We start from the raw sequence: 10,850 nt of genomic DNA, 5'->3' as shown, positions 1-10,850 counted from the left end.
GGCTGCGACCGGGGGTGCGTCGTGCTCCGGCGTACCCGTGGTCCATTTTTCGCGAGACACGCCCCCGCCGGAACCTCCGACGCCGGTCGCGCCGTCCATACTGACCGTGGGGGGCGAATTTCATACAGTTACCGTCGCGTCTGCGTCGGTCGACGGGAAAGAGGACACCGTGCCTCCTGCCGCACCCAGCCCGATCCTGCGTCGTCGCCGGTTGGGCGTCGAGTTGCGCCGCCTGCGCGAGGCCGCAGGCCTCACCGGTGATCAGGTCATCGAGCGGATCGGTTGGGCCTCCGCGTCCAAGCTGTCCCGACTCGAGAACGGTCGCAGTCGTCCGGACCCGCAGGACGTGGGCGTCCTGCTCGACCTCTACGGTGCCGACGCGGCGCTGCGCGAGGAACTGCTCGGGATCACCGGCGAGGCCGGCGACATGCGGGGCTGGTTGAAGAACTTCCCGGTGATGACCCTGCAACAGCGCAGCTGGGCGGAGTTGGAGGCGGGCTGCGCGGAGATCTCCGAGTACAACCCGGTGCTGGTGCCCGGGCTGTTGCAGACCCCCGGGTACGCCCAGGTCCGGATCGTCTCGGCCCGCCGGGTCGGCGCCGGGGCGGGCGAACCGGAGCCCGGCGACGAGCCCGAGACCGAGGTGCAGGCGCGGTTGGCCCGTCAGTCGCTGCTGACCCGGGAGCCCGACGCGCCGCGCTACACCGCGGTGCTGGAGGAGGCGGCCCTCAGTCGCCGGGCCGGGCCGCCCGAGGTGCTGCACGAGCAGTTGCTCCAGCTCTGCGACCTGGCCCTGTTGCCCAACGTCAAGCTGCACGTGCTGCTGCGGGACACCCAGATCGGCGATTGGTACCTTCCGCCGACCGCGTTCTCCCTCTATCGGTTCGCCGATCCGCTCGATCCGGAGACGCTTGCCATCGAAGGGGGCTTCACCGACGTCATGTCGTCCGACGCAATCGCTCTAAATCGCTATAAAGTGGTGTTCGAGTGGCTATGCACGGCGGCACTTAACGAATCGGACACCCTTTCCTGGCTGATCGAGGCGACGGGACGGTTGACCGAGGCGGCGTCCCCATCCACAGTGGCGTTCGGCCCGGCAACGGCGCCGGCCCAACGCCGCCGGGCTGCGGGGCGACTGACGGACCGGTGATCCACGGGGGACCTCCGTCGGGGCGTGCGGCACCACTCGTCCCATCGGATCGGTTCACACCAGGAGCAGAACCATGAACGACATCCGCAACACGCCGTCCGTCTCCGCGCACTCGTTGGCGGACGCCCCGTGGCGTACCAGCACACGTAGCCAGACCTCCAACTGCGTAGAGGTCGCCCCGCTGGGCACCGGCCCGTCGGCGGTCGCGCTGCGCGACAGCAAGGACCGGGGTGGCCCGGTGCTGCTGTTCAACCGGGCAGGTTGGCTCGGCTTCATCACCGGAGCGAAGAAGGGCCAGTTCGATCTGAACTGATCCGGTGACCGCAGCGGGGCCGTCGGCGAATCGCCGGCGGCCCCGTTTTCGTACGCGAGACCAACCCCGCTGAGCAGCCATCGGTTGATCGGACGAGGCTCGAAACCGATAGGCGCGTTTCAGTTGCTGAGACGAACACGCGGCGTAACATGGCCCTCGAGTACGTGGAACTTCCACACTGGCTCATCCGTCGCGGTTCATCCGGAGACCCTCATGCGGTTCCTGATCGTTCGCACCGACATCCGCGCCGTCGCCGACGGGGACATCGCCGCCGCGTGGGCGGACGGCCACCGCCTCCGCGACGAGACGACCCAGCCTGAGCCGCGCCGGCAGATCGTGCACGCCGAGGACCGGGACGCGGCGCTGCTGCTGGCCCGCGCGCTCGCCACCGTCGGCGCGGTCCGCGCCGGCCGGCAACGCGTCAAGGTCCTGCCGCTCAGCGACCCCCGCCCCGCCTTCCGACACAGAACGGGCCGCACCGGCCCCTGACCCACCAGACGTCCGTCGTGGTCGGATCGGCTCCCCCGCCGTGTTCCTTGCCTTCGACCACGACGGCCCGTGTTCCCGGCCCGTGACCGCCGCGGCAACGGCGGCCACGGGTCGGGACCGTGCTCACCGGTCGCCGTCCACCCAGCCATCCAGCCAGCGGTGGATGAGGAACAACGCGATAGACGACGGTGGCGGCAGGATCAGCCGAGCCCCGTCGCCGACGTCCACGGTCCGCCCGGCCAGCGCCGCGCCGATCTCCCGGCGGGAGAACCACCGGGCGTACGCGATCTCCGACGGGTCGACCCGGACCGGGTCCTCCGGGTCGGCGGTGGCCAGGAAGCCCAACATCAGCGAGCCGGGGAACGGCCAGGCCTGGCTGCCCGCGTACCCGATCCGCTCGACGGCGATGTCCACCTCCTCGCGGACCTCGCGCAGCACGGCCGCCTCCGCCGACTCCCCCGGCTCCACGTAGCCGGCCAGGCAGGAGTAACGCCTACCACCCGGGGTGCCCGGCCAGCCGGCATTGTTGCCGAGCAGGCAGCGGCCGTCCGGCCCGTCGACCCCGTCGTGCACCAGCACGATCATCGCCGGGTCGGTACGCGGCCAGATCCGCCCGCCGTTGCGGTCCACCCGGGACCAACCAGCCTCGTCCATCGCCGTCGGCGCACCGGTGCTCGCCGAGTAGCCGTGCCTGGTGTGCCAGTTCAGCAGCGCCAACGCGGTGGTGAAGATGCCGGCCTCCCGGTCGGCGAGCAGGTGCCCCACCTCGCGCAGGTTGACCGCCCGGGTGCCCGGCAGCGCCGGCAGCGGCGCGTCGACCGCGAAGACCGGCACCCCGTCCGGCTCGACACCGAGGAACATCGCCATCGACTCGGACCCGGCCGGCACGTCCGCCGCGCCGAACAGCACAAGCGTCGGAGGCGACGCGTCGGTACGGGCCAGCGTCCGCCCCTCGTTGGGCGAGTCGAGCAGCAGGATCCGCGCGCGCAACCACGCCTCGGTCAGCCACTGCGAGTCGCCCCGCCGGTGCGCGGCGCGGTCCAGTGTCGACCGGGCCAGGGGTGGCGTCGCCTCCCCGCTCACGGCAGCGACTCGGTACGGATCGTGGTCAGCGCGGACAGTCCCGAGGTGACCCGCTCGGCGTCGCCGAGCACCACGACGGCGGCCCGGGCGGGCGCCAGGTAGCGGGCCGCCGCCTCCGCGACATCGTCGACGCTTGCCTTCGCCAACCTCGCCGCGTACTCGGCGAGGAAGTCCAGGCGCAGCCCGTTGCCGGCGTACGCGCTGGTCAACGCGGCGAGCCCGGCCTGGGTGGACATGCCGAGCTGGAGGGTGCCGAGGGCGTACTGGCGGGCCTGCTCCAGCTCCTCGGGCTTCGGCGGCAGCGACGCCAACCGGCCCAGCTCGTACGTCGTCTCCAGCAACGCCGGGCCGGTGACCTCGGTGGCCACGTCGGCGCCGGCGACCAGCACCGACCCGGCCACCGAATGCTCGATCACCGAGTGCGGCCCGTACGTGTAGCCCTTGTCCTCGCGGATGTTCTCCACCCAGCGGGAGGAGAAGTAGCCACCGAAGATCAGGTTGGCCAGTTGCAGCGGGGCGTGGTCGGGGTCGGTACGCGACACGGCCGGCAGCGCGATACGCAGCGAGGACTGCACCGAGCCGGGCCGGTCGACAAGCAGCAGCGGCCCCGGCTCCAGCGGCGGTGTCGGCGGCAGCTCGGCGGTGCGCCCGGCACCGGTCCACCCGCCGAGCGCCCGCTCGGCCGCGTCCAGGGCCCTCTCCGGCTGCACGTCGCCGACCAGCACCAACTGCGCGCCGGTCGGGTGCACCCGCTCGGCGTGCAGGGTACGCAGCGCGGCCGGCCGGACCGCGCGGATCTGGCCGGGCTCCGGAGTCTGCGTCGCGTACGGGTGCCGGCCGTAGACCCGCTTCAGCAGCGCCTCGCGGGCCAGGTGCGCCGGCTGGCTCTGCGCCACCTGGATCCGGTCGACCAGCCGGTCCCGTTCGGTGGTCACCTCGTCGGTCGGGTAGTTGGCGCCGGTCAACACCTCGGCCAGCAGCTCCAGCATCCGGTCCAGGCCGGTGACCAGGCCGGCGCCGGAGAGCATCAGCCGGTCCGGGTCGACGCCCGCGGCGAGCCCGCCGCCCACCTTCTGCAACTCGGCGGCGATCTGCACGCTGGTCATCGACTCGGTGCCGGAGAGCATGGTCTGCGAGAGCATCGCGCCGCGGGCCAGGTTCGCCCGGCCGAACGGGATCCAGAGGCGCAGCTCGACCAGGGGCACGGCGGGCCGGCGTACCGCGATCACGGTGAGGCCGTTGCGCAGCGTGCGTTCGGCCTGCTTGGGCACCTTGAGCTTGCGGTTGGGGCCGAGCGCGGGCAGCGTACGCGGCGCGCTGGTGGTGGCGGTCGCGCTCACTGCATCACCTTCGTTCGCGACTGCGGGGCTCGCAAGACCGGCTCACTCCTCGCGCTCATCGGGCACCTCCGGCAATGACCTCGACCACGGCGCGGCGCTCCGGACGAAGGGCGGCGGCGGCGATCTGGACCTGCTCCTCGGTGACCTCGCCGACCAGCCTCGGCAGGTCGTTGAGCAGGCCGGGCTCGCCGCGTTGCTGTTCCAGTACGGCCATCCGCAGCGCCCGGCCGAGCACCGCGTCGGTGTCGCGCAGCAGGTGGGTGGCCATCCGGGCCTGGGTACGGGCCAGCTCACCGTCGGTCAGGCCGTCGGTGGCCAGCCGGTCGAGTTCCTCATCGACGGTGCGCAGCACCTTGTCCACGTCGCCGCCGGGCGGCAGGTGCGCCTGGAGCAGCAGCGCGGTGGGGTCACGCACGTCGAACGGGTCACCCATGAAACCGAGGTAACCGCCAAGGCTGGTCACCGAGCGGTCGCGCTGGACGAGCCGCTCGACGAGCCGCGACGCGTCGCCGTCGGTGAGCACCTCGGCGAGCACGACGTACGGCAGGTACCCGGTGAAGTCGGTGATCGGGTCGGGCACCCGCCAGGCTCCGGCGACCGCCGGCAGCGGTGCCAACTTGTCGGTGTACGAGGTGCGCCGCTCGGCGGTCAGGTCGGGTTCGGTGAAGTCGGGTCGTTTCGGCGCGGGGCGGGCCGGCACGTCGCCGAAGTGTCGGGTGACCAGTTCGGTGGCCTCGGCCACGTCGATGTCACCGCTGACGGCGAGGACCGCGTTGCCGCTGGCGTAGTAGTGGCGGAAGAAGTCCGCGGCGTCGGCGACGGTCGCCGACTCCAGGTCGTCGAAGGAGCCGTACCCGTCGTGCGCGTTGGGGAACGTGTCGAACATGACCGGCGGCAGGGTCAGCCAGGGAAAACCGCCGTACGGGCGGTTGAGCACGTTGACCCGGATCTCCTCCTTGACCACGTCGACCTGGTTGCGCAGGGTCTCCTCGGTCAGTCGGGGGCCGCGCATCCGGTCGGCCTCCAGGAACAGCGCGCGTTCCAGCGCGTTGCTCGGCAGCGTCTCGAAGTAGTCGGTGTAGTCCAGGTGGGTGGAGCCGTTGAAGGTGCCGCCGGCGCCCTGTACGTGCCGGAAGTGGGCAAGCTTCTCCAGGTTCTCCGAGCCCTGGAACATCAGGTGCTCGAAGAGGTGGGCGAAGCCGGTGCGCCCCTCCGGCTCGGAACGGATGCCGACGTCGTAGACGACCGCCACCCCGATGACCGGAGCACTGCGATCGGGGGTGAGGACCACCCGCAGGCCGTTGTCGAGGGTGAACCGCTCGACCGGATACTTCGTCGCTGGAATTCTGGATCTCCGCGCCACCACGGGATCGACCCTAGCGCGTCGGAACTCCCACCACCGGCGACCTCCGCGGAGCCGGCGGTACGGGGACAATGGGCGGATGAAGCGAGAGGTACGCCTGATGCGGTTGACCGGGGCGCGCGCGAACGGCACGGCGGCGACGGGCGCGGGCTGCGGGCGCGGAGGCCACCGGCGCGCGGGCTGGGGGCGCGGCGCCGATCGGCGTGCTCGCCGTGGAGGCGCTGGCCTTCGGGGCCGTGGCCGTCGGGGCGCTTCTCATCGGGCGGCTGGCGATCCGCCGGGCGATCGTGCGGGAGTTGCGCGTCGGCCGGTTGGAGATCGGAGAACTTGTGGTGCACGGCCGACCCACCGCCGAGGGGTGACCTGGGTCAGCGCGCGGGCAACGTCGCCGCGCGACGTCGGTCGGGCATCGCGCGGACACGGGGCAGCACCTCGGCGCCGACCCGCTCCGCCTCCTCCCGGTGCGGCCAGCCGGAGAGGATGAATTCGTCGACGCCGAGCGTTGCGTACTCGTCGATCCGGGGCCGCGACCTCGGCGTAGCTGCCGACCAGTGCGGTGCCGGCGCCCTCGCGGACCAGGCCGACCCCGGCCCAGAGGTTCGGTGCGACGGTGAGCCCGTCGGTGCGGCCGGCGTTCAGCGCGGCCATCCGGGCCTGGCCGACGGAGTCCATCCGGCGGAACCGGGCCTGGGCGGCGGCGATCCGCTCCGGGCTCATCCCGGCCAGCAGCCGATCGGCCTCCGCCCACGCGTCGGCGCTGGTGGGCCGGGCGATGACGTGCAGCCGCAGGCCGGTACGCAGGGTGCGGCCCCGCTCGGCGGCGAGTGCCTGGATGCGGGTGACCCGGGCCGCGATCGCCGCCGGTGGCTCGCCCCACATCAGGTACGTGTCGGCGTGCCGGGCGGCCACCGCCTCGGCGGCCGGGGACGCGCCGCCGAAGTAGACAGGCGGTGGGTCGTCCAGCGGGGTGGCCAGCCCGCCGCCGTCGACGCGGTAGTGCGGGCCGGCGTGGTCGAAGGGTCGGCCCGCCCAGGCGCGCCGTAGCACCTCGATGAACTCCCCGGTGCGCGCGTAGCGCTCGTCGTGCCCCAGGAAGTCGCCGTACGCGCGCTGCTCGGCCGGGTCGCCGCCGGTCACGATGTTGAGCGACAGTCGGCCACCGGAGACGGCCTGGAACGCCTCGGCCTGCTGGGCGATCAGGGTGGGCAGCGCGAAGCCGGCCCGGACCGCGACCAGCATGCCGAGCCGCTCGGTGTGCTGGGCGACCGCCGCACAGACGATCCACGGGTCGGGGCAGCCGGCGCCCACGGGGGTGAGCACGGCAGCGAAGCCGTTGGCCTCGGCGGCGCGGCCGACCTCGGCCAGATATGCGACGGTGGCGGCCCGGTCGTGCCGGGCGGCGCCGGCGGTGACGGTGGCGGCGCCAACCTGGTCACTGTCGCCGGAGGTGGGCAGGAACCAGTGGAAGGTCATCGATCCGGTCACCCGCCTACCCTAGTTAATAGGTAGGAAATACCGATATAACTGAGACGCGCCTTCCCGGCATGTGGATGGGTCTTGACGCCGACCGTGGCCTGGCCCACTGTTCCTACCAACTAAGTAGGAATACTGCGGATTGGATGGACGATGAGACGGCTTCCCTTGCGCCGGCTGGTCACCCTGGCCACCCTCGCCACCCTCGGCGCGGCGACCCTGGGCAGCACCGCCGCGTGCGGCGACGACAGCGAGGGCGCGGGCGGCAGCTCCGGCCCGGTGACGCTGCGCCTCGGGTACTTCCCCAACATCACCCACGCCCCGGCGGTCGTCGGCGTGGAGAAGGGCATCTTCGCCGAGAAGCTCGGCGCCAACGTCAAGCTCGACCCGAAGACCTTCAACGCCGGCCCGGCCGCCATCGAGGCCGTCTTCTCCGGTGCGCTGGACGCCACCTACATCGGCCCGAACCCGACAGTGAACGCGTTCTCCAAGTCCAAGGGCGAGGCGGTCCGGGTCGTCTCCGGCGCGGCGTCCGGCGGCGTGGCCCTGGTGGTCAAGCCGGGCATCACCGGCCCCCAGGACCTGAAGGGCAAGAAGATCGCCACCCCGCAGCTGGGCAACACCCAGGACGTGGCGATCCGCTACTGGCTCAAGCAGCAGGGGCTCACCACCACCAAGGAGGGTGGCGGCGACGTCAAGATCGTCCCGCAGGAGAACGCCCAGACGGTGGAGACGTTCAACAGCGGCGCGATCGACGGCGCCTGGGTGCCCGAGCCGTTCGTGTCCCGCCTGGTGAACGCCGGCGGCAAGGTGCTCGTCGACGAGCGCGACCTGTGGCCGGACAAGAAGTTCGTCATCACCAACCTCCTGGTCAGCACCAAGTTCCTCAAGGCGCACCCGGACGTCGTGCAGAAGCTGGTCGACGGCCAGGTCGCCGCGAACGAGTTCGTCAACAGCAAGCCCGACGAGGCCCAGCAGGCGATCTCCGACGCCATCGGCAAGATCACCGGCAAGCCGCTCGACCTGAAGCTGATCAAGCAGGCGTGGCCGACGTTGGAGTTCACCAACGACCCGATCGCCACCTCGCTCAAGGCCGGCCTCGACCACGCCGTCGAGGTGGGACTGACCGAACCGGTCGACCTCAAGGGCCTGTACGACCTCACGTACCTCAACACCGCGCTCAAGGCGGCCGGCAAGCCCGCGGTCACCCAGCCATGACGTCGACCACGACGACGCCGCAGAGCGCGACCACCGCGGTCGCGCTCTCCGGCGTGACCAAGGTGTACGGACGCGGGGCGAACGCCGTACTGGCCCTGGACGGGATGTCCCTGAACGTCGCGCCCGGCGAGTTCGTCTGCCTGGTCGGCGCCTCCGGCTGCGGCAAGAGCACCCTGCTCAACCTGGTCGCCGGGCTGGATCGGCCCAGCGGCGGACAGATCGGCCTGGCCGGCGGAGCCAACCCCGGGCTGATGTTCCAGGAGCCGGCGCTGTTTCCCTGGCTGACCGTCGAGGCGAACGTCGAGGTGCCGCTCAAGCTGCGCGGGCTGCCTCGGGCCGAGCGGCGCGAGCGGGTCGCCGAACTGCTGCGCACCGTGCACCTCGGCGACTTCGGCCGCAAACGCCCGCACGAACTGTCCGGCGGTATGCGGCAACGGGTCGCGCTCGCCCGCACCCTGGCCCTGGACACCCCGGTGCTGCTGATGGACGAACCGTTCGGCGCGCTGGACGCGATGACCCGCGACATCCTGCACGACGAGCTGGAGCGGATCTGGTCCGAGCGCAAGCTCTCGGTGCTCTTCGTGACGCACAACGTCCGCGAGGCGGCCCGGCTGGCCGACCGGATCATCCTGCTCTCCAGCCGCCCCGGCCGGATCATCTACTCCGCCGAGGTGGACATCCCGCGCCCACGACGGATCGACTCCCCCGAGGTCGCCGCCATCGCCGCCGAGGTCACCGAACGGCTCCGTACGGAGGTGGGCCGCCATGGCCAGTGACATCCTCACCAGCTCGGCGCGTACCGACGCGCAGATCTCCGGCCTCGACGCCCTGGAGATCGCCGGCCGGGACAAGGAGGTCTCCCGGGGAGCCCGGATCTGGGCAGCGACCTGGCCCAAGCTCGCCGCGCTGACAATCGCCATCCTGGCCTGGCAACTGGTGGTCTGGTCGGATTGGAAACCGCCGTACTCGCTGCCGGGCCCGCTGGTCGTCGGCCGTGAGCTGGTGGCCCAGGCCCAGGGTCCGCAGCTCTGGGAGGGCCTGCTCACCACGCTGCGCCGGGCCGCCGTCGGGTACGTCTTCTCGGTCACCGTAGGCCTGCTGCTCGGCCTCGCGGTGGCCCGGTCCACGGCGCTCCGGGCCGCCATCGGCTCGATGATCACCGCGTTGCAGACCATGCCGTCGATCGCCTGGTTCCCGCTGGCCATCCTGCTCTTCGAGCTGAGCGAGAAGGCGATCTTCTTCGTGGTGGTGCTCGGCGCGGCGCCGTCCATCGCCAACGGAGTGATCTCCGGTGTGGACTACGTTCCGCCGCTGCTGTTGCGCGCAGGACGCAACCTGGGCGCACGCGGGCTCGACCTCTACCGGTACGTCATCGCACCGGCCGCCCTCCCGGCGATCGTCGCCGGGCTCAAGCAGGGCTGGGCATTCTCCTGGCGCAGCCTGATGGCCGGTGAGCTGATCGTGGTCGGCATCTCGCAGACCTCGCTCGGCGCGCAGCTCACCTACTCCCGCGAACTCTCCGACTCGCCCTGGCTGCTCTCCACAATGATCGTCATCCTGGTGCTCGGCCTGGTCGTCGACGCCGCGTTCGGCGCGGCCGACACTGCGATCCGGTGCCGCTGGGGCGTACTGGACCAGGCTGGTCAGTGACGTGTACGTCTCCGCGCGCAGCGACTACGCGCTCCGGGCCATGCTCGCCGTCGCCGCCGCCAGTGCCGGCGACGGCGAGGGCGGTGCCGGCGAGCTGGTGAAGGCGGCCAGCCTGGCCGAGGTGCAGGAGATCCCGCTCAGCTTCCTCCAGGGCATCCTGCTCGACCTGCGCCGCGCCGGTCTGCTGCACAGCCACCGTGGCGCCGAGGGCGGGTACGCGTTGACCCGGCCAGCCGCGGAGATCACGGTCGGGGACGTGCTGCGCGCGGTGGGCGGCTCGCTGACCACCGTGCGCGGCCTGCCGGCCTAGCGGGCCGGCTACCACGGGGTGGCCGCCAGGCTCACCGACGTCTGGCTGGCCGTGCACGGGGCGATCGCGACAGTGGTCGACAGCACGAGCCTGACCGACCTGCTCACCCGCGACCCGAGCGGCCACGCCCGCAGCACGTCCTGAGCAGGTCGGGCGGTGTGGTCGGACCGGTGCCCCGCCGGCCCGACCACACCCTCGTACCGATCCTGACCGGGCCTGCCCCTCCGCCGGCACCGGTCGGCCGGTCGCTGCTCAGCTCCGGTGTGCGACCGTCGGGCCAGAGCCCGGGTCGCCCGGGCTGTGCAGCTCCACCAGACCGGCGGGAGCGTTGCCCGCCGGGGTGGCATGCCAGGGCGCGAAGGCCGCAACCATGGCGAGCAACAACCCGGCGAGCGCGACCGCGACCACCAGGATCAGTTCGCGCAGCGCCCCCGAGCCGGCTTCGCCCGCCATGGTCACCC

11 protein-coding genes and 1 pseudogene are annotated in these 10,850 nt (G+C 72.0%); 7 read left to right on the top strand and 5 right to left on the bottom strand.

The genetic code is table 11. The features are described 5' to 3' along the window. Positions 1 to 169 precede the first annotated feature (169 nt). The 3 genes from FHG89_RS15160 to FHG89_RS15150 all read left to right on the top strand — a co-directional run bounded on the left by FHG89_RS15160 (position 170) and on the right by FHG89_RS15150 (position 1,952). Positions 170 to 1,150 carry a helix-turn-helix domain-containing protein gene (locus FHG89_RS15160; protein WP_139585029.1) on the top strand — a complete coding sequence of 327 codons (981 nt, stop codon included), beginning with the start codon at positions 170 to 172 and terminating at the stop codon, positions 1,148 to 1,150. Positions 1,151 to 1,223: 73 nt separating this feature from the next. After that, positions 1,224 to 1,463 carry a DUF397 domain-containing protein gene (locus FHG89_RS15155; protein WP_139585028.1) on the top strand — a complete coding sequence of 80 codons (240 nt, stop codon included), beginning with the start codon at positions 1,224 to 1,226 and terminating at the stop codon, positions 1,461 to 1,463. Positions 1,464 to 1,676: 213 nt separating this feature from the next. Continuing rightward, entirely contained in the window at positions 1,677 to 1,952 is a 276-nt protein-coding gene (locus FHG89_RS15150; RefSeq protein ID WP_139585027.1) for a hypothetical protein, read from the top strand. 123 nt (positions 1,953 to 2,075) lie between these two features. On the opposite strand, the gene nudC is transcribed toward FHG89_RS15150, so the two are convergent. The 4 genes from nudC to FHG89_RS15125 all read right to left on the bottom strand — a co-directional run bounded on the left by nudC (position 2,076) and on the right by FHG89_RS15125 (position 7,223). Then, positions 2,076 to 3,035 (bottom strand): NAD(+) diphosphatase, encoded by a 960-nt coding sequence (gene nudC, locus FHG89_RS15145; protein ID WP_139585026.1) that lies wholly within the window; start codon positions 3,033 to 3,035, stop codon positions 2,076 to 2,078. Then, a complete protein-coding gene (locus tag FHG89_RS15140) occupies positions 3,032 to 4,375 on the bottom strand; it encodes a M16 family metallopeptidase (RefSeq protein WP_139585025.1) in 1,344 nt (447 codons plus the stop codon). Before FHG89_RS15140 ends, nudC begins: the two co-directional genes overlap by 4 nt. 55 nt (positions 4,376 to 4,430) lie before the next feature. Continuing rightward, entirely contained in the window at positions 4,431 to 5,741 is a 1,311-nt protein-coding gene (locus FHG89_RS15135; RefSeq protein WP_139585024.1) for a M16 family metallopeptidase, read from the bottom strand. Between the two features lie 252 nt (positions 5,742 to 5,993). Further along, positions 5,994 to 7,223, bottom strand: a complete 1,230-nt coding sequence (locus FHG89_RS15125) for an LLM class flavin-dependent oxidoreductase (protein ID WP_244295475.1) — start codon at positions 7,221 to 7,223, stop codon at positions 5,994 to 5,996. 141 nt (positions 7,224 to 7,364) lie between these two features. Between FHG89_RS15125 and FHG89_RS15120 the strand changes: the two genes are divergently transcribed. From FHG89_RS15120 to FHG89_RS15105, 4 genes and pseudogenes are all read left to right on the top strand, one after another. Beyond that, on the top strand, positions 7,365 to 8,429 hold the full coding sequence (locus FHG89_RS15120) for an ABC transporter substrate-binding protein (RefSeq protein ID WP_139585023.1): 1,065 nt from the start codon (positions 7,365 to 7,367) through the stop codon (positions 8,427 to 8,429). Next, the gene (locus tag FHG89_RS15115; RefSeq protein ID WP_139585022.1) at positions 8,426 to 9,205 is read left to right on the top strand and encodes an ABC transporter ATP-binding protein; all 780 of its coding nucleotides are present in this window, start codon (positions 8,426 to 8,428) and stop codon (positions 9,203 to 9,205) included. The genes FHG89_RS15120 and FHG89_RS15115 overlap by 4 nt, the downstream gene beginning before the upstream one ends. Then, the gene (locus tag FHG89_RS15110) at positions 9,195 to 10,079 is read left to right on the top strand and encodes an ABC transporter permease (RefSeq protein ID WP_139585021.1); all 885 of its coding nucleotides are present in this window, start codon (positions 9,195 to 9,197) and stop codon (positions 10,077 to 10,079) included. Before FHG89_RS15115 ends, FHG89_RS15110 begins: the two co-directional genes overlap by 11 nt. A 1-nt stretch (position 10,080) precedes the next feature. Then, positions 10,081 to 10,533, top strand: a pseudogene (locus FHG89_RS15105) (RrF2 family transcriptional regulator). Positions 10,534 to 10,641: 108 nt separating this feature from the next. On the opposite strand, the gene FHG89_RS15100 reads toward FHG89_RS15105, so the two are convergent. Next, positions 10,642 to 10,850 (bottom strand): hypothetical protein (locus tag FHG89_RS15100; RefSeq protein WP_425280180.1); only part of this gene is annotated, 209 nt, incomplete at its 5' end.

The organism is Micromonospora orduensis (assembly GCF_006228125.1).
GTDB classification, from domain to species: Bacteria; Actinomycetota; Actinomycetes; order Mycobacteriales; family Micromonosporaceae; genus Micromonospora; species Micromonospora orduensis.
Note: the sequence above shows the minus strand (reverse complement) of the source record. Positions and strands in the feature narration are given on the sequence as shown.

What these genes read in the sequence shown, in the direction of transcription:
- FHG89_RS15155 (WP_139585028.1), top strand. Translation starts at nt 1,224, where the DNA reads ATGAACGACATCCGCAACACGCCGTCCGTCTCCGCGCACTCGTTGGCG.
- FHG89_RS15150 (WP_139585027.1), top strand. Translation starts at nt 1,677, where the DNA reads ATGCGGTTCCTGATCGTTCGCACCGACATCCGCGCCGTCGCCGACGGG.
- FHG89_RS15115 (WP_139585022.1), top strand. Translation starts at nt 8,426, where the DNA reads ATGACGTCGACCACGACGACGCCGCAGAGCGCGACCACCGCGGTCGCG.
- FHG89_RS15110 (WP_139585021.1), top strand. Translation starts at nt 9,195, where the DNA reads ATGGCCAGTGACATCCTCACCAGCTCGGCGCGTACCGACGCGCAGATC.
- FHG89_RS15120 (WP_139585023.1), top strand. Translation starts at nt 7,365, where the DNA reads ATGAGACGGCTTCCCTTGCGCCGGCTGGTCACCCTGGCCACCCTCGCC.